This is a genomic window from Duganella radicis, assembly GCF_009720825.1.
Classification (GTDB): Bacteria; Pseudomonadota; Gammaproteobacteria; order Burkholderiales; family Burkholderiaceae_D; genus Rugamonas; species Rugamonas radicis.
In genome coordinates this window covers 68,523-86,193 of the sequence record NZ_WNKY01000021.1, presented here as the reverse complement: position 1 = coordinate 86,193, position 17,671 = coordinate 68,523, and the positions used below count along the sequence as shown (strand labels likewise).

14 protein-coding genes are annotated in these 17,671 nt (G+C 62.8%); 2 read left to right on the top strand and 12 right to left on the bottom strand.

All coding sequences use genetic code 11. From position 1 onward, the window contains the following. Positions 1-3 precede the first annotated feature (3 nt). From GM676_RS18785 to GM676_RS18750, 8 genes are all read right to left on the bottom strand, one after another. The gene (locus GM676_RS18785; protein WP_155465384.1) at positions 4-1,704 is read right to left on the bottom strand and encodes a methyl-accepting chemotaxis protein; all 1,701 of its coding nucleotides are present in this window, start codon (positions 1,702-1,704) and stop codon (positions 4-6) included. Positions 1,705-1,807: 103 nt separating this feature from the next. Next, entirely contained in the window at positions 1,808-2,662 is an 855-nt protein-coding gene (gene tssA, locus GM676_RS18780; protein WP_155465383.1) for a type VI secretion system protein TssA, read from the bottom strand. Between the two features lie 9 nt (positions 2,663-2,671). Then, complete coding sequence (gene tssH, locus GM676_RS18775; RefSeq protein WP_155465382.1) at positions 2,672-5,248, bottom strand: type VI secretion system ATPase TssH; 2,577 nt, start codon at positions 5,246-5,248, stop codon at positions 2,672-2,674. Continuing rightward, the gene (gene tssE / locus GM676_RS18770; RefSeq protein WP_155465381.1) at positions 5,245-5,706 is read right to left on the bottom strand and encodes a type VI secretion system baseplate subunit TssE; all 462 of its coding nucleotides are present in this window, start codon (positions 5,704-5,706) and stop codon (positions 5,245-5,247) included. The genes tssH and tssE overlap by 4 nt, the downstream gene beginning before the upstream one ends. A gap of 98 nt (positions 5,707-5,804) precedes the next feature. Continuing rightward, complete coding sequence (locus GM676_RS18765; RefSeq protein WP_155465380.1) at positions 5,805-6,296, bottom strand: Hcp family type VI secretion system effector; 492 nt, start codon at positions 6,294-6,296, stop codon at positions 5,805-5,807. 27 nt (positions 6,297-6,323) lie between these two features. Next, positions 6,324-7,808 (bottom strand): type VI secretion system contractile sheath large subunit, encoded by a 1,485-nt coding sequence (gene tssC / locus GM676_RS18760; protein WP_155465379.1) that lies wholly within the window; start codon positions 7,806-7,808, stop codon positions 6,324-6,326. Between the two features lies 1 nt (position 7,809). Next, a complete protein-coding gene (gene tssB / locus GM676_RS18755) occupies positions 7,810-8,310 on the bottom strand; it encodes a type VI secretion system contractile sheath small subunit (RefSeq protein WP_155465378.1) in 501 nt (166 codons plus the stop codon). 9 nt (positions 8,311-8,319) lie between these two features. Next, entirely contained in the window at positions 8,320-8,925 is a 606-nt protein-coding gene (locus GM676_RS18750) for a tetratricopeptide repeat protein (RefSeq protein WP_155465377.1), read from the bottom strand. A gap of 167 nt (positions 8,926-9,092) precedes the next feature. On the opposite strand from GM676_RS18750, the gene tssK reads away from it, so the two are divergent. Continuing rightward, positions 9,093-10,439, top strand: coding sequence for a type VI secretion system baseplate subunit TssK (gene tssK / locus GM676_RS18745; protein WP_155465376.1), 1,347 nt, complete (start codon positions 9,093-9,095; stop codon positions 10,437-10,439). After that, positions 10,436-11,218 carry a type IVB secretion system protein IcmH/DotU gene (icmH, locus tag GM676_RS18740; protein WP_155465375.1) on the top strand — a complete coding sequence of 261 codons (783 nt, stop codon included), beginning with the start codon at positions 10,436-10,438 and terminating at the stop codon, positions 11,216-11,218. Before tssK ends, icmH begins: the two co-directional genes overlap by 4 nt. Here the strand turns inward: icmH and GM676_RS18735 are convergent, their stop codons facing one another. The 4 genes from GM676_RS18735 to GM676_RS18720 form a co-directional block, all read right to left on the bottom strand. Further along, positions 11,219-11,968: an OmpA family protein gene (locus GM676_RS18735; RefSeq protein WP_155465374.1), complete on the bottom strand. Its 750-nt coding sequence runs from the start codon at positions 11,966-11,968 to the stop codon at positions 11,219-11,221. Positions 11,969-11,981: 13 nt separating this feature from the next. Beyond that, positions 11,982-12,950, bottom strand: a complete 969-nt coding sequence (gene tagF, locus GM676_RS18730) for a type VI secretion system-associated protein TagF (protein ID WP_155465373.1) — start codon at positions 12,948-12,950, stop codon at positions 11,982-11,984. Next, on the bottom strand, positions 12,947-16,675 hold the full coding sequence (gene tssM, locus GM676_RS18725; protein WP_155465397.1) for a type VI secretion system membrane subunit TssM: 3,729 nt from the start codon (positions 16,673-16,675) through the stop codon (positions 12,947-12,949). Before tssM ends, tagF begins: the two co-directional genes overlap by 4 nt. Before the next feature lie 102 nt (positions 16,676-16,777). Beyond that, positions 16,778-17,605, bottom strand: coding sequence for a M15 family metallopeptidase (locus GM676_RS18720; protein ID WP_155465372.1), 828 nt, complete (start codon positions 17,603-17,605; stop codon positions 16,778-16,780). Between the last annotated feature and the right edge of the window lie 66 nt (positions 17,606-17,671).

The window sequence follows — 17,671 nt, the reverse complement described above, 5'->3', positions numbered from 1 at the left end:
TACTTAGAACTCTTCCCAGTCGCCCGATTCGTTGGCGGTGGCGACGGCCTTGCGCGGCGCGGCAGGCGCCGCCGGCTTGGGCGCGGCCACCGCCGGCATGCGGCGTGGCAGCGCCTTGGCGCGCGCCGGCGCCGCGGCACGCGGCAGGGCTGGCGGCGCATTCGCGGCGTCCAGCTTGAACACGCTGACCACGTCCGCCAGCTTGGCCGACTGCTCCTGCATCGATTCCGCCGCCGCAGCCGCCTCCTCCACCAGCGCGGCATTCTGCTGCGTCACCTGATCCATCTGCGTGATCGCATCGTTCACCTGTGCGATGCCGATGCTCTGCTCCTCGCTGGCATGGCTGATCTGCGTCATGATCTGCGTGACGCGGCTGATGCTCTGGACGATTTCCTCCATGGTGTGGCCGGCCTTGTCCACCAGCTCGGAACCCTGCTGCACCTTCTGTACGGAATCGTCGATCAAGCCCTTGATGTCCTTGGCGGCGGCGGCCGAACGCTGTGCCAGCACCCGCACCTCGGACGCCACCACGGCGAAGCCGCGTCCCTGCTCGCCGGCACGCGCCGCCTCCACCGCCGCATTCAGCGCCAGGATGTTAGTCTGGAAGGCGATACCGTCGATGACCGAAATAATGTCCACGATCTTGCGCGAAGAATCGTTGATCGATCCCATGGTGTTCACCACCTCGCCCACCACCGAACCGCCACGGCTGGCGATTTCCGATGCGCTGATCGCCAGCTCGTTGGCTTGGCGCGCATTCTCCGCATTGAAGCGCACAGTGGACGTCAATTGCTCCATCGACGACGCGGTTTCCTCCAGCGAGCTGGCTTGCTCCTCGGTGCGCGACGACAGATCCTGATTGCCCACAGCGATCTCGGTGGATGCCGTTGCCATCAGGTCGGTGCCGTTGCGTACCTGACTGACGATGTTCACCAGATTGGTGTTCATGGTTTTCAAGGCGTTCATCAACTGGCCGGTTTCGTCGCTGCTGTGGATCTGGATATCGCTGGTCAGGTCGCCCGAGGACACCGTCTCCGCCACCTTCACCGCTTCATTGATCGGGCGCGTGATGGTGTGCGTGATCCACCATGCGGCCACCACGCCCAGCACGATCGCGGCCACGCCCAACAGGATCAACAAGTTGCGGCCACTCTTGTACTGCTGCTGAATGTTGGCGGCGGTTGCGTCCAGCAAAACAGCCTGCTTGTCGGCGAAGTTCTTCAGCGCGCCCAGATAGCGGATGCGGCTCTGGGTCATGTCGCCTTCGTAGATTTTGTTGGCGGTTTCCAGATCGCCGGCGTTCTTCGCCGTGAAGACGGCTTTGCGGAAATCGGTGTAGGTCTTGCGCGTATCCAGCACCTGCTTGAACAGCGGCTTGAGTTCTTCCTCGTCGACCTCGGCGCCGATCTGGTCCTGGATCTGGGTGGCGCGACCGGACGATTCGGCCATCAGCGCCTCCAGCTTTTTCTGGTCGGCCGGGTCGTGCACCATGAATGCGCCAGTGGTGCGCGCGGCGTTCACCTCAACGATCTTGCTCCACTCCGCGATCAGGCGCTCTTCGCGGATTTTTTCGTTGATCATGACATCAGTCATCGCGCTAGCGCTGCTCAGGCGCAGGATGCCAATGACCGTCATCGCCACCAGCAGTAACAAAATAAGCGAGAAACCAAAGCCGAGGCGGGTACCGATCTTGAGATTGTGCATGACTAACTCCCTGGCTAAAAGTCTGGATTGTCCAGTTCATGCTAGCACTATTTGTTCACAATCTATAATTTCAAAAGAAACTTTTTACGCTGCGGCGCAGCAATCACTCCGGCCCGGCAGTTGCCCCGAGCAAATCCTCCAGGCCGGCGATGGCGGCCTGATCCTTGATAACGGCGCGCAGCCAGACATGCAACGGCATGTCGCCCCAGTTGGCCGCCCGCTCAGCGAGGTAGGCGACCGGGCTATGCGGCTCGGTACGGTGGAAGAAATCCGCGATTGCACGCAGTTGCTGCAAGGCCTGCGCGCGATTTTGCAGGGCACCGCCCGGCGCTACATCAACGCTACCAATAGTGGCCTGACCACTGTCGGCCAGCACGGCAAACTGCCTCGCCGGCGCGAGCTTGCGGATCACCGATTGCAAGGCATCCCTGGCAGCCGCGAAACCGGGGCCGTCAGCGCCCAGTTGCGTATCTACCACGCGCTCCAATTGAATCAGCCCGGCGAGACAGGATTCAGCATCGGCCAACGCCGGCGAGGGGCATTCCCGCACCAGCGCGGGCGTGCGCGCGAGCAGCCAGAACAGGTTGCCGATGCGCCGTTCATAGTCGCCGTCATCGACCAGGGGATACAAATCGGTCCAGTACTTTTCGCACAATCCCGCCAGCAGCGCGAAACCCTCGCCGAGGCCGCGCAGGCCTTGTGTCTTGGCGAGGGCTTCGGCCAGCCAGGCGGCCAAGCGCAAATCCTTGCTGCGGGTGGCGATCAGCTGCGCGCAGCGATTGGCGACGAACTGCCAGTCGGCTTCCTTCAACGCCGTCTGCCATTCGCCTTGATCGAGCGTGGGATCGTCATGCTGGCGCGCCTGGTCGATGTCGTCGATCTCGTTGCTGAACGAGAGATCCTCGCCGCAGCGCTGCTCCGCGCTGACCGGTTGCAGCAGTTGTTCGATACTGAGCATGGCGCGCTCCTATTTGACGATGTATTTGAACTGGCCTTTGCTGTTGGCGCTGACCTTGATGCGGCTGACGCCCTGCTCCTGCGCCATCTTCTCCAGCACCGCCTGCGCGATTTCGGGCAACAGCGTGCCGCTGAGGATATGGTCGACATTGCGCGCGCCGGAGTCGACCTCGTTGCAGCGCGCCAGAACGGCCTCCACCAGCGATGGCTCCCAGCTGAAGTCCGCGTGATGGTTCTGCTGGATGCGCTGCGCGATGCGCGCCAGTTTCAGCGTGATGATCTGCGCCAGCACCGCATCAGGTATCGGATAGTACGGTGCTACTTTTACTCGGCCGAGAAAGGCTGGCTTGAAGTGTTTGACCAGTTGGGGGCGTAGCAGCGCTTCCAGTTGTTCCGGCTCCGGCGGCGCCTCCTTGTTCAGGCAAGCCTGCATGATGGCGGACGAACCGGCGTTGGAAGTGGCGATGATGATGGTGTTGCGGAAGTCGATCTCGCGGCCTTCGGCATCGTCCATCACGCCCTTGTCGAACACCTGGAAAAATAACTCGATCACGTCCGGGTGAGCTTTCTCGATTTCGTCCAGCAGCACCACGCTGTAAGGATTGCGGCGCACCGCCTCGGTCAGCACGCCGCCCTGGCCATACCCGACGTAACCCGGCGGCGAGCCTTTCAGGCCGGAGACACTATGCGCTTCCTGGTACTCGCTCATGTTGATGGTGATGAGTTTGCGCTCGCCGCCGTACAGCAGATCGGCCAGCGCCAATGCGGTTTCGGTCTTGCCGACGCCGGACGGACCGACGAACAGGAACACGCCCTTCGGCTTGTTCGGATCATCGAGATTGGCGCGCGCCGTGCGCACGCGCTGCGCCACGGCAGCGACGGCATGTTCCTGCCCGAGGATGCGCGCTTGCAGCGCGTCTTGCAGCGACAGCACGGTGCGGATTTCATCCTTCACCATTTTCCCCAGCGGGATGCCGGTCCAGCCGGAGACGATGGCGGCAACGGCGGCACCGTCGACTTCCAGCGGCACCATCGGCGCTTCGCCTTGCAGTGCCGCCAGTTCTTCTTTCAGCGCGCGCACTTCGTTAGCGCCATTGGCATCCGCCCACTGGCGCGTGATGGCGGCAACGATGGCCTGCTCGCGCTGCCAGCGTTCGACGTACTGCGCATGTTCTTCCATGAAAGCCGCATGCGATGCCTGTAGCTGCTGCATGCGCTGATGCAGCGCTGTGCTGCCCTCCTCACGTTGCAAGGCGGTGATTTCAGCGGCGATGCGCTCCATCTGCCGGGCCGCGTCTTCCAACAAGGCCGGTGTGCCGCTTTGTCCCAGCGCCACGCGGGCGCAGGCCGTATCGAGGACGCTGACCGCCTTGTCCGGCAACTGGCGCCCACTGATGTAGCGATGCGAAAGGCGCACCGCCTGGGTCACGGCTTCATCGCGAATGCGCACGCCGAAGTGCTGCTCCATCAGCGACGCCATCGCGCGCAGCATGGCGCTGGCGATATCCTCGGCCGGCTCTTCGATCTTGACAACCTGGAAGCGCCGCGCCAATGCGGCATCCTTCTCGAAGTACTTCTTGTATTCGCTCCACGTCGTGGCGGCGATGGTGCGCAATTCGCCACGCGCCAACGCGGGCTTGAGCAGATTGGCGGCGTCGTTCTGGCCCGCCGTGCCGCCGGCGCCGATCATGGTGTGCGCCTCGTCGATGAACAGGATGATGGCACGCGGGCTTTGCTTCACTTCATCGATGACGTTTTTGAGGCGGTTTTCGAACTCGCCCTTGACGCTGGCGCCAGCTTGCAACAGGCCCATGTCCAGCGAACGGATTTCCACCTCTTTCAATGCGGACGGCACGTCGCCAGCTGCCACGCGCAACGCCAGGCCTTCCACCACGGCGGTCTTGCCGACACCGGCCTCGCCGGTCAGGATAGGATTATTCTGGCGGCGGCGCAGCAGGATGTCCACCATCTGGCGGATTTCCACTTCGCGGCCGATGACGGGATCGAGCTTGCCGTCGCGCGCCAACCGGGTCAGACTCGTGGTGTATTGGTCCAGCGCCGCCGTGCGCGCCACATGGGCAACCGGGGCGGCGGAGGTTGCAGGGGCTGCGGCCGTTTCTTCCTGCGAGCCATGCGTGTATTTCTCCAGTTTGTGTTTGACTTCGTCGATGGGGATTTTTGCAAACTGCTGCGAGGCGCGCAGCGCCAGTTGTTCCAGCTCCGGTTCCGTCAGCAGCGCCACCAGCAGATGCGCGCTGCGGATCTCTCCCGGCGGCGTCGCCAGAGAGGCAATCAGCCAGGCATGTTCCAGCAGCAACGGCAACTGGCGCGAAAACACCGGGGTGCGTGTGCTGCCATTCCTGAACTGGCTGATCTCCTGATGCAGGTCCGCTTCCAGCGCTTCCAGGTTCAGGCCACACTGGCGGGCGATCAACACCACGTCGCTGCGCTCCTGCTCCAGCAATGCCAGGAACAGGTGTTCTATCTCCATCTCGTGCTGGCCCAGCGCCACGCAGATGCTGGCGGCACGGGTAGCGGCCTGGCGGGAAGTCTCATTCAATTTTCCGATCAGCGATTTCAGATTCATTTACGACCTCCGCGTGCGCTGCGATTGATCGAGTATTGCAGCGATGACGGTTGCAGCACCGCGTCAAAGCTGACGGCTTCGGTGTAAGGCAGTCCGGCCAGCGTGCCGTAGATGGCGAAGCGCACGCGGTTGATGGCGCCGGGTTCATGTTCGATGCGAGCCTGCACGTTGCGCAGGCGCGGTTCATGACGTTCGATGGTGGCCTTCATGGCGGCGCACACGTGGAAACGATCTTCACTGCTGTTCATGCACATGCCGGCAAAGTCCAGCAGGCCGTAATTGGCGATGGAGCGGGCGCATTCGGGATAGGCGCGCATCATCGTTTCCGACAACGCGCAGCGGGTGTTCAGCAGATCTTCCAGATCGCGCGCAACACAGTCCTTGAGCTGTTCCAGCGACATGTTCGTCACGACATCGCCGAGCAAACGGTCCAGCAGGCCGGGAGTAAAGCCATTCATGCCATGCTTTCGAAAAAGAGCCAGGCCCATGCCAAGGCCTGGCTAAAAGCGCGCCGCGGGGGTTCGCCACGAAGACCAACGCGGGCGCTGGGGAGTGATCAAACGATGCGGTTGGTGGACAGATCCCAGCCACCGGAGGTATTGCCGCCGGCGCCGCCGCTGATTTTCTGCTGCGTGTATTTCCATTTGATCTTCGAGAATTTGAAGGCCACGTCCTCGCTCAGGATGTCGCCCTCTTCCACCGCCGGCGAAACGGCGCCGATCAGCACATTCTCGATTTCGATCTCGTAGTATTTAACGCGCTCGCCCTGGGCATCCGCGCGCATGAATTCGAACCTGGCCTTGGGGATGGTGCGGCCGGCGGAACAGGTTTGCAGCAGGATGGGCGAGGACAAGTCGGCCAGCTTGGAGATCACGATGTCGCGATGCTCGCAACGCTCCGCCGTGTGGCCGCCGCCGGTGGAGGCGGTGGCGGACTTGGGCTGCTCCACGCCGAAGCTGACCGACCGGCATTCGATCCAGTCCTTGTGACGGTCGTCATTGGACTCGCCCTTGATGCCATCAATGTACAGATAAACGTCGATTGCCATTGCATGCTCCTCTAAATTGTTGGGGGATCAGTAGTTGGTCGATTGCGGCAACTCCGCGACCAGACGGAGGGAAACGGAGAGTTCGTCCAACTGGAAGTGCGGACGCAGGAAGGACACGGCGCGGAACACGCCCGGCCGCCCCGCCACCTCGTGCACTTGCACCGAGGCTTCCCGCAACGGGAACTGGGCTTTCTGTTCCTGGCTGGCGTTATCGTCCAACAAGACGTACTTCATCAGCCAGCGGTTCAGGAAGTCTTCGACGTTGGAGGCCGAAGCGAAGCTGCCCACCTTGTCACGCATCATGGCCTTCATGTAGTGGGCGATGCGCGATACGGCAAAGATGTATTGCAGCTGCGACGACAGCACGGCGTTGGCGTTGGCCGCTTCCGAGTTGTACTTGCGCGCCTTCTGCGCCGATTGCGCGCCAAAGAAAGCGGCATAGGCGGTGTTTTTGCAGTGGACCAGCGAGATAAAGCCCAGATCGCTCAGTTCTTTCTCGCGGCGGTCGGTGATGGCGACTTCGGTCGGGCACTTGAGCGCCACTTCGCCCTCGTCGGTCTTGAAGGTGTGGGTAGGCAGATCGTCCACCAGACCGCCGCCCTCCACGCCGCGAATCGCCGCGCACCAGCCAAAATCGTCGAAGGCTTTGGTCAGTTTGGCGCCGAAGGCGTAGGCGGCGTTGCACCACAGGTACTTCTGATGGTCGGTACCATCCACTTCCTCGACAAAGTTGAAGCCTTCCACCGTGGTGCCGTCCACCGGGTTGAATGGCAGGCGGCCGAGGAAGCGCGGTAGCGTCAGGCCGACGTAACGCGAATCTTCGGACTCGCGAAAGGCCTTCCATTTGGCGTATTCCACGGTGTCGAATACCTTGGACAGGTCGCGTGGTTTGGACAGGTCGCCGTAGCCTTCCAGCCCAAACAGCTCGGGAGAAGCGGAGGCGATGAACGGCGCGTGCGAAGCCGCCGCCACGTGCGACATCTGCTCGATGAAGTACATGTCTTCCGGCTGGCGCGAGATTTCGAAGTCGCCCAGCAGCGCGGCATATGGCGCGCCGCCGAAGGTGCCGAATTCCTCTTCGTAGATCTTCTTGAACATGGCGCTCTGATCGAACTCCAGCGCCGACTGGAAGTCCTTCACCAGTTCACGCTTGGTGGCGTTGAGCATGCGGATCTTGAGTCCCTGGCCGGTAGCGGAATTCTTCACCAGATAATGCAGACCGGTCCAGCTTTGCTCCAGCTTCTGGAACGCCGGCGCGTGCATGATGGCGCTCAATTGGCTGGAGATCAGCCGATCCAGCTCTGCCACGCGCGCATCCAGCGTTGCCGACAAATTGTTGGAGACCACCACCGTGCCCTCCAGAACCTGACTCACCAGCTCCGTGATGATGTCCTTGGCGCGCTCGTGCTCCACGCTGGATTTGGCCACCTTGCTTTCTTCGACAATCTGGTCCAGCAGGCTGGCGCCGTCGATGGTCAGGGCTTCCTGCACCGGATTCAGTTGTGCGGACATGTCAGTTCCCCTTGGCCGTTTTCAGGCTGGCCAGTTTGTCGGTGTTGGTCAGCACATCGCTCAGGATGTCTTCCAGCTTGTCATTGCCCGCCAGCTTGTTGCGCAGGTCAGCCAGCTTGCCGCGTGCCTCCAGCAGTTTGGCCAGCGGCTCCACCTGCCGCACCACCGACTCGGGGCGGAAGTCGTCCATGGTATTGAAGCGCAGCTCCACGTTGAAGCTACTGTCATCGTTGCTGAGCTGATTCGGCACCTGGAAGCGCGCCACCGGCGCCACGCCGCCCAGCACCTCGTCGAAGTTGCCGCTGTCGATGCTGACGAACTTTCGGTCTTTCAGGCGCTTTTTCTCCGCCTCCGAATTGCCGCCGAAATCACCGACCACGCCAACCACGAAGGGCAGCTCCTTGTTTTCCATCGCGTCGCCGATCTCCACGTCGTAGGTCATCTGCACGCGCGGAGGACGTACTTTGGTCAAGCGCTTTTGAATACTGTCGCCGTTAGCCATACGAGCTCCTTATTTCAATCCGCCGAACGGATCGCTGTTGTTGGTCTGGTTGTTGGTCTTGGACGACTGGCCGTTGGCGGCGGTGGCGCCTTTCTTCGCTGGCACCGGCGCAGGGATAGCCTTGCGCGGCGCATTCGCCCCCGGCACCAGCACTTCTTCGCCGAGGCTGGTGCGCAGTAGCCTGGCAAGGTCCTGCGCTTCGGAACGCAACGAGCCATTCAGGTTGTTCTGCTGGCTCAGGTCCGCCAGCGCCTTGGTCGACAGACGCAAGCCGCTGACGGCGACGATGCTGTTTCCCAGTTTGTCGTTGGGATCGCGCTGCAACGCTTCCAGCGCATTCATGATCGCTTCGCCGTAGCTGGCGCGGTCGAACTTTATCTGCGCCATGTGCAGCCACGGCGTCTTGTCGGTGGGGTGGTTGGTGGCGGCGGTTTTCAGAATACTCTGCGCCTTGTCGGTTTGACCTGCTGCCAGTGCGGCGTCGGCATCGGCCAGCGCGCGGTCCAGCGTTGCGGCTTGCGGCTTTTCGGCGCGGACGCTGGCGCCATCGGTGACGCAGGCCGACAGCAACAGCAGGCTGGCTACGCAAGGCAGCCATGTTCTTGTCATGCTCATTGGTTTCTCCTTTTGCGTAACCAGTCGGGAAGGCCATTATTCATGAATGCTTTTTGCAGCGATTGCGCTTACTCAAGCTGCGGCTTCTTTTCTCTTTGCTTGCGCCGACGCAAACAGCGCACGCACCGCTTTCGTTCTAATGGAACGTCCATCAACCGGGAGAAGCCATGAGCATTCCATCCAAGGTACTGTGGGGAGAAGGCCTGTTTCTGCGTCCGCAGCACTTCCAGCAGCAGGACTGCTATCACGAAGCGCGCCTGCGGCAGACGGCGCAGGCTCTGCATCCCTACCTGTGGGGCGTGCGAGGAATCGCCTGGGACTACGATGCGCTCAAGGCCGGCAAGCTGCGGCTGGAAGCGCTATCGCTGATTTTCCGCGATGGTGAAATCGTCGATGCGCCGGCAAGCGTGCCTCTGCCGCCGGCGGTCGACCTGTCGCGCATCCCCGCCAGCGTGATGGAAGTGACGTGGCATGCCGCCCTGCCCTCGCTGGCGCCGGGAGGTCAGAACGCAGCGGCACATGGCGAGCAGCACACGGGGGCACGCTACCTCCAGTCCAGCAAGGAGACGGCGGACCTGTACACGCAAGCCGTCGGCGCCGATGTCAGTTTCCTGAAAAGCGCCGTGCGGCTGCTGTCTGATCTGGAACCGCTGGGCGCATTCGAATGCGTGCCGGTGATGCGGCTGCGGCGTGTGGTCACCGGTGGTTTCGAGCCAGATGCCAGCTTCTTCCCTCCAAGTCTGGCCATCGCCAGCGCGCCGGCGCTCAAGGCATTGCTGGACCGGCTGCTGGACGCGTTGCAGGCCAAGGTGAATTCGCTGCAAGGGCACATGCGTGAGCCCAGCCGCAACGTGATCGAATTCCGTTCCGGCGACGTGTCTTCCTTCTGGCTGCTGCACACCGTCAGCACCTCGGCGGCGGCGCTGATGCACTACGTGCGCAATCCGGAGCTACATCCGGAGCGCCTGTTCGAATCGCTGCTATCGCTGGCAGGGGCCATGATGACCTACTCCAAGCAGTACGCGCTGATCGACCTGCCCAGCTACCAACACGATGATCCCGCCTCCTGTTTCTCCGCGCTGGACCACATCCTCCGCGACCTGCTGGACACCGTCATCTCCACCAAATACTTCTCCATATCGCTCAGCGAGGACAAGCCAAGCTATCACCTCGGCAAGCTCGATTCGGGCAAGATCGACCAGCGCACCACGCTGTACCTGGCGGTCAGCGCCTCGCTGCCGGCGCTGGAACTGGTGGAAGTGGTGCCGCTGCGCGTCAAGGTCGGCGCACCGGACGATGTGGAGAAATGCGTGCTATCGGCCATGCCCGGCGTGAAGCTCACCCACGCGCCGCAAGTGCCGGCCGCGATTCCTGTTCAACCAGACACCTACTACTTCGCATTGGAGGGCAAAGGCATGTTGTACGAACAAATGCTCAAAGCGCAGTCGATTTCCATCTACGTGCCGGCCGGCATCCGCGACCTGCGCCTCAACCTGATCGCGGTGACAGCATGAGCGCCCAGGTCGAACGCCGCGCCATTCCCACACTGATGGGTGGGCAACGCAAGCAAATCCAGCCCGGCTACGGCCACGTGCAAACGCTGCTCGATCTGCTGCAAGACGGTTTCTACCTGCTGTTCATGCTGAAAAATGGCAGCGTGCCGCCGACCGAGGCGCCCTTCCTCGATACCATCACCGCCTTCCTCGCCGACTTTGACCGAGAGGCGCGCAAGCTGCGCGCACAAGGTGAAGATATCGACGCCGCCAAATACGCCTTCTGCGCGGCGCTCGATGAAATCATCCTGGCATCGCAATTTCCGATGCGCTTTGCGTGGGAGCGCCGTCCACTGCAACTGGTAATCTTTGGCGACCAACTGGCCGGCGAGCACTTCTTCGACCGGCTGGAAGCATTGCGCAGCGTCGGCGGCGCGCGGCTGCCGGCGCTACAGGTGTTCCATATGTGCCTGCTGATCGGCTTTCGCGGCAAGTATGCGCTGGACGCCAGTGACAAACTGGCCTACCTGACCGCGCGGCTGGGCGATGAAATCGCCCACATGCAGGGCAAGAGCAAAGGCTTCGCGCCGCAGGCGGAACGCCCCGACCAGATCGTCCACAAGCTGCGTACCAATACGCCATTGTGGGCGGTGTCCGCCGTGTTTGGCATGATGGCGATGGCGGCCTACATCGGACTTGAGGCCTCGTTGTCCAGCTCCACGCAAGCCACACTGGCCGCGTATTCGGACTTGGTGAAGCTGGCACCACGGCCAGCCTACGTCACTATCACCTTGCCGTAGTCACTGCGCTACGCGGAATTCGATGCGGCGATTGCGCGCGCGCCCTTCCGCGCTGGTGTTCTCGGCCACGGGGCGATCCGGCCCTTGGCCGGACACCATTACCATCTCCGGATTGATGCCCTTCTCGTTCAGGTAAGTCCGCACCGCCTCGGCGCGCGCCTGACTCAAGGCCCGATTACTTTCGCGCGGGCCGACGTTGTCGGTGTGGCCGATCACTTCCACCTTCTTGCCTTTGACCTTGTGCAGCGCTGCCGCCATTTCATCGAGGATGGTCTGGCCGGATGGCGTCAGCGTCGCCTTGCCGCTGTCGAATTCGATGATGCGCCTGTCCAGCGTGGCATCCAGCAGATTCTGTTCGGCGGCGCTGACGCGCAAGCCATTGTTGACGGTGTAGCTGGGATTCAGGCTGGTGGCGATGTCGCTGGCGATCTGCTGCCGTTGCGCTTCATTGGCCACCTCGCCGCGCACAGTGACATTGGTGCCGTCGATTTTCAACTCTCCCTTGCTGATCAGTTTCAGATTGGGGCCGATCAGCTTTTGCATGTAGCCGCTCCAGTTGGGCGGCAGCGCGACCTGCGCGATGCTCAACTGGTCGACCACGCGGTCGGCGCCATACAGGTTGCGAAGTTGCGCCACCATCGCCGCCTTGCTGGCCTCATCGGGCACGGCACCGGTGACCACGATCTGCCCTGGCATCTGCGCCAGCGCCAACGTAGGCGCCAACATCGCAATCTTCATCAGCTTACGCATGTCTGGAACTCCTTTACGCAAAGGTTTCATGGAATAGCGCCTGCACGGAACTGAGCGAGAGCTGCCCCTGCTCCAGATAGGCCGACAGCTTTTGCACGCGGGCGTCACTGGCAATCAGCTCGTCCACCCAGCCGGCGTAATCGAAATGGATTTGCTGCTCGGCCGCGCTGTGCGGATCGATGATGGCGGCCAGCGTCTCTGGCGCGGCGCCGCCAAAGCCGATCACGAAGGACGGTTGCCCGCGCAGGTCAGCAAGAAACAGGCTCAGTTCAAAGTCGGCCTGCTGCAAAAAAGGGGCAATCAGATCGAGCCAGAATGCGGCCACCAGGTCGCGCTGGCGCGAGGACAGCGGCAACGGCAGCACCAGGCTTTTGTCGAGTCGCTCGGCGCCGCTGCGGCGCACCGGCTGCAACAGCAGGCCTATCGCCAACAGCGTGCGCCGCACTGATGTGCTACCCAGCATGGCCTCCAGCGCCGACACAGTGTGCCGGTCGAGGAAGTCGGCAAAGCTTTGTTCGTGCATCCGGTCAGCGGGATCAATTTCGACGCGCGCGCCAGACAAGGCTTGCAGCGCCGCTTCGGGATCGCTGGCGTCCAACACATCGGCTATCAGCAGATCCAGCTCGGCCCACAAGGACGACAGGATCACAGGGCTGCGCGGCAGAAAGGTGGCGGGCTTGTCGACTTCGATCGCGGTCATGCTGAGGAAAGGATAGCGCCGCCCCGAGCTGTCGCTGCTGGCGGCAAGATGGCCGGCGATCGCACGCCGGCTGCGGGTGCCGACGAAGGCGAAGTGCAGCGGGCGCATGGCGTCGTAGTTCAGTTTCCAGCGCGGATCGGCGCTCAGCACGTTCATCACCTCGGCCAGCCAGTCATCCAGCAGGCTGGCCAGGGCCGGATTGTCGGCGGCTTTGATGAAGTCACCGCGCGCCGGCAGTTTGCCGAAGTAGCCGATGTGCGCCGGCCGCGGACCGCGCTTCATTGCGTGGCTCCCGCCAGCGCGGTGGCCGGCGGTCCGCCACCGCTCGGCATCAGGGGCGGCATTGATGGTGCGGAAGCCGCCAGCGGCGCGCCGACGATGGTTTCCGGCAGCCGCAGGCCACGGAAGCCCTGATCCTGCGGAGTGCCTCCGCTTTCGGCGCTGCTGATGATTTTCAGTCCCATGGCCACCGTGATGCTGCCGCTGCTCCAGCGCAGTTCAAACACGCCGCCATCGCGTTTCTGCTTTGCCGCCGCATCGATCATGCGCTTGAGCCCTAGCTCACCCGGCTCGTTGAACACATCGATATTGCGGCCATCGAAGGCCACCGCCGTGATGCGGGCCCCGGGTGCGCCCTGCGGACTCGGATGAACCATGCTGGCCCATTGCGCCGGCGTGTTCCGGTAGCGCAGCTGCTGGCCGTCGATCTCCACGGTGTATTCCAGCGTACCGGGCGCCGGCATGGGCTGGATCTGGAAGATGGTCTGAGCGCTGGCCGGCGACGCCACGCCGCCGGCGCTGATCGGGGCGATCCAGCCGGGGAATCGCGCCACCGTTTGCGGCGACAGTGCGATGCCCATGTCGGCCCATGTGCGCGGCGCCATCACGTCGCCACGGCGCAGCACCAGCGGCCCCATGGCGGTGGTGGCGAATTTGGCGATCTGGCCATCGGGGCCGAACAACTGCGCGATTTCCGCGCTGGCGGCTTCGACGCGGGCGTTCGGCGAGAACGGATATTTGTTGGCCAGCGTTTGCTGGAATGGCTCGTAGACCTGCGCCAGCCAGGTCTTGTTGATCTCCGCCTCCGCCGCTGGAATCAGCACGGCAAAGGTCTGCATCAGCGGCCGTACAAGGATGGGGCGGATGGACTGCTTCTGCATGTCGCTCATCCCGATCAACACTTGGTCATCCACGTAGCGCAGCGCGTCGGCCAGCTCGGAGCCGCTGCCCTCCAAAGTCTGCTGCATGAACTGGCGTGCGGCGGGGCCCGGATCGCCCTGATTCTTCAACTGGTTCAAGCGACTGCGCAGTTTGGACAGCTGGTCCAGGTAGGCGCGCATCAGCGATGCATCCTTGTCCCTGGACGCCATCAGCTTGCCGATGGCGGCGAACTCGCGCCCCACTGGCCCCAGCGTAGCTGCTCGCTCGGCCGGGAGGTTAATGTTCACTTGCGCCGGCGAGCGACGCAACAAACTGTATTTGATCCAGTTGATCAAGCCGGTCTGCGCTTCCTTTACCTCCGCGCTCATCGCGGAGGGATTGTCCCACGAGGTTTGCTGGTGAATTTCGCCCAGTATTTTGGACAGCGGCGAAGACTGAGGGTCGCCCAGCCGGTTCATCGCCGTGACGGCGCCGTCCAGGCCATTCAGATTTGCGATGCTCACGCCTTGCACAAACTTCTGCCACTCGCGCGCGTAGTCGGCCTTGTACAAATCGGTGAGGCCTTTCTGGATTTGTTCCGGACTGCCTTCCAACGTCAGGTCATCGCGGGCGGCGGTTTTCAGCACCCAGTCGGTGCTTTGCAGTTCACGGTTGGCGGCATTACGGAAAGCGTCCTGTACGAACTTCTCCCACGCTTCGCGCGTGTAGGCGCCCGGCACCGCGTAGCTGCCGGTGATCAGCGCCTGATCCTGTTCGCCCAGCATGCGCGCCACCGTCAGCGTCGGGAAACGCGTGTTGGCGCGGGCGCGGATGTCGGCATAAACGCGTTCCCGCGCCGGCATGCCGCGCACCACGCGGCGCAGGTTCTCGCGCGACTGATCTACCAGGGCCAGCTTCAGGTCGATGCGCGGCCAGGACGGATCGGGAATCTGCGCCAGATAGAACGTCATCAACCGCTCGGCGCTGTGAATCATCTGCTCGCGCGGCATGGCGCCGCGATTATTTTCCAGCCAGGCGCGCCAGTGGCGCGGCAACTGGTCGTTCAGATGGCTGGCTTCCGCGTGCGATTTATCGGCCAACATCAAGTAACCTTTGAGCGCGTTGTAGGCATCATCCACGTTGGTGGCGGAGGCTTCCTGAAACTGGCCGCCGGCCGCTGGCACCGATGCCGCACCGCGCGGCTGCAACTGGTTCGCGTGCGCGTTCATCTCGGACAACAGCGTCTCAAGACTGGCCACCACCGGCATCAGCATCACATTCTTGACGCCGGCGAAGTATTCTTCGCGCAGCTTGCGCTCCAGAAGCTCGCCCTGATAAAGTCCCATGCGCAGTGACCATGGACGCGCATCGCGATACTTCTCCAATTGCGCAATGCGATCCTGGATGATCTCCAACGCCTCCAGCCGCGATTGCAGGTCGAGCCGTTTGGCCTGTAGCTTGATCACCTTATCGAGATCCGCCTGCACATTGCTGACCAATTGGCGATTGCCCATGTAGGCCCAGCTCCAGCCGCCCAGCGATGCGCCCAACAGCAGCACCGCCGCGAAGAAGGCGCCGTACTTCAAGCGCACCTTGGTTTTGCTGGCGTACTGCGATACCAGATCCTTGTCGGCGAAGATCACCTTGCGGAACAGGTTAAGCAGGAAAAAGCCCGCATGCCCGGCGCCTGCGGCCGGAGGCGCATCCGGCGTGGTCAAGGCAAAGCGTTGGGCCACACGCTGCGATTGTTCGCTGAGCGGCATCCCTTCCTGCAAGGCGCTGGTGAAGTAGAAACCGCGGAAAACGGGCTTGAACTGGAACGGATTCTCCTCAAACAGCGTGACCAAAAACGATCGCAGCGGCGCGCGGATGGTGGAAAACTCCAGTGGGAAGGTGAACACACCCGGCTCCATGCGCTCGCGCCGCTGCTGGCTCATGGTGGCCACGCTCATGGCCTTCAGGCCGTCGCACAATTCATCGAAAGCGTGATCGAAGAACGCCATCACCTGCTGGCTGCTGGTTTTGCGCTGATACGGCATGGTGGCGCCCCAGACGCGCTCGCGCTCCGCGCGTTCGGACTGGGCGAAGAATTCGCCAAAGCCGGCAATCAGATCGGCCTTGGTGAACACCACATACACCGGCGCAAACACCTCCAGTCGTTCGATCAGATCCTGCACGCGCTTGCGCAGGCTGCGCGCCAGCTTGATGCCGGCTTCCGGATCGTCGCCGCGCAGTTCCGCGATACTGACAGCGATGACGATGCCGTTGATGGGCGCGCGGCGGCGGTACTTTTTCAGCAAATCGAGAAAACCGAACCACTCGGCGCGGTGTTCTTCCAGCACCGAGTAGCGCCCCGCCGTATCGAGCAAGATGCCTTCGGTGGTGAAGAACCAGTCGCAATTGCGCGTGCCGCCCACGCCTTGCAGCACTTTGCCGTCGGCAAATGGGAACTGCAAACCGGAGTTGGTGACGGCCGTGCTTTTTCCTGCGGCCGGATTCCCGATGATCATGTACCACGGCAGTTCATACAAGGCGCGTGCGCCGGAGACGATGCCCAGTTTCGAGCCCTTGATTGTCTCGATGGCCTTGAGCATGCTGTCGCGGATGGCCTTGACCTCGGCCGCGCCGGGATCGGGACTGGACTGGCTGATCGCCTCGCCCAAGGAGGCCGATTCGCGCCGCGCGCGCCGGCGGCGCCACCACCAGATGGCGCCGGCCAGCGCCAGCATGGCCATCGTCGCGACCAGCACCCAGATCAGCGCCAGCTCCAGCACTTGCGCGCCAAGATAAAAAAACGCCGCCATCGCCATCAGGCCGATGATGGTGAGGTGGCGGCTGTCAGTCAGGAAGGTCCAGATTCTGCGCATCATGAGATGGTGTCCGGCGAAGAGGCGGCGCCCAGGCGACAGGCGGACCGATCAATGTTGCCACCAACAAAGCCGGGATTTCTTGCGCAAAAACAATCCGACTTACTTCTTTACCGTGCCCGGCACGCGCAGTTCGGTGTGACCGAAGTCCATCATGCTCCAGCGCCCGCCCCAAGTCAGTCCGGCCGCTTCGGCGGCGGCGCCGTACAACTGGTAGCCGCGCATGGCCCAGGGATCTTTCTCCGAAATCACCAGTTTGCCGTCGCGCAGGAAGGCGCAGTCGGCGGCCAGGCCGAACTGGTGATAGCTCTGAAAAGCCCGCGCGTTGGTGACGCTGGGGCCGGCGTCGGCCAGCGCGTTCTGGCGTTCGGGACTGCGGTAGCCCTCCAGAATGGCCATGTCGTAGCCGTGGCGCTCCTTCATGATCCGGAGCACCAGCAGCAGGCGCTGGGCGTAGGCGGGATCGAGCAGTTGCCAGTTGCGGTTGGCGCTGTCCAGCATGGGGCGAACCAGCGTGACTTCGGCCGTGGTGAAGGCCGGCGGCGGCAGTGGCGCGGGCGCGGTCAGCTGTTCGCCTTGCAGCAGGCCGGCGATCTGGTCGTTGATGGCTTGGGTGTCGCTGTCGTAGCCGGACAGCATGCCACGCCCGCTCAGCATCAGCGCCAGCATGGGTGGCACGGTCAGCAGCACCGACGCCGCCAACAGTAGCGGATAGCGCCGCTTCACGAATGCGAGCGTGCGGCGCAGCGAACCGCCAGCCTCGCGTCCCAGCCCGCCGGCCTGCCGCACGCCACCGCGCACCTGGTGGCCGATGCGGCGGCCCAGCGCGGCCATCGACTGCGCTACCACATCGCGCCCGGCGGGAAACAGCAACAGCCAGGCGCAAAAACACGTCACCACAAAGAACAACAGCACGGAAAAGAGAAACATAGTGCGCTCCATCAAAACGGACGTTTGCCACAGACCGGACACTGCATCGTAGGCCGTTCGCAGCAC

Coding starts and splice junctions, on each gene's coding strand:
- GM676_RS18785 (WP_155465384.1), bottom strand. CDS start 1,704: ATGCACAATCTCAAGATCGGTACCCGCCTCGGCTTTGGTTTCTCGCTT.
- tssA (WP_155465383.1), bottom strand. CDS start 2,662: ATGCTCAGTATCGAACAACTGCTGCAACCGGTCAGCGCGGAGCAGCGC.
- tssH (WP_155465382.1), bottom strand. CDS start 5,248: ATGAATCTGAAATCGCTGATCGGAAAATTGAATGAGACTTCCCGCCAG.
- tssE (WP_155465381.1), bottom strand. CDS start 5,706: ATGAATGGCTTTACTCCCGGCCTGCTGGACCGTTTGCTCGGCGATGTC.
- GM676_RS18765 (WP_155465380.1), bottom strand. CDS start 6,296: ATGGCAATCGACGTTTATCTGTACATTGATGGCATCAAGGGCGAGTCC.
- tssC (WP_155465379.1), bottom strand. CDS start 7,808: ATGTCCGCACAACTGAATCCGGTGCAGGAAGCCCTGACCATCGACGGC.
- tssB (WP_155465378.1), bottom strand. CDS start 8,310: ATGGCTAACGGCGACAGTATTCAAAAGCGCTTGACCAAAGTACGTCCT.
- GM676_RS18750 (WP_155465377.1), bottom strand. CDS start 8,925: ATGAGCATGACAAGAACATGGCTGCCTTGCGTAGCCAGCCTGCTGTTG.
- tssK (WP_155465376.1), top strand. CDS start 9,093: ATGAGCATTCCATCCAAGGTACTGTGGGGAGAAGGCCTGTTTCTGCGT.
- icmH (WP_155465375.1), top strand. CDS start 10,436: ATGAGCGCCCAGGTCGAACGCCGCGCCATTCCCACACTGATGGGTGGG.
- GM676_RS18735 (WP_155465374.1), bottom strand. CDS start 11,968: ATGCGTAAGCTGATGAAGATTGCGATGTTGGCGCCTACGTTGGCGCTG.
- tagF (WP_155465373.1), bottom strand. CDS start 12,950: ATGAAGCGCGGTCCGCGGCCGGCGCACATCGGCTACTTCGGCAAACTG.
- tssM (WP_155465397.1), bottom strand. CDS start 16,675: ATGCGCAGAATCTGGACCTTCCTGACTGACAGCCGCCACCTCACCATC.
- GM676_RS18720 (WP_155465372.1), bottom strand. CDS start 17,605: ATGTTTCTCTTTTCCGTGCTGTTGTTCTTTGTGGTGACGTGTTTTTGC.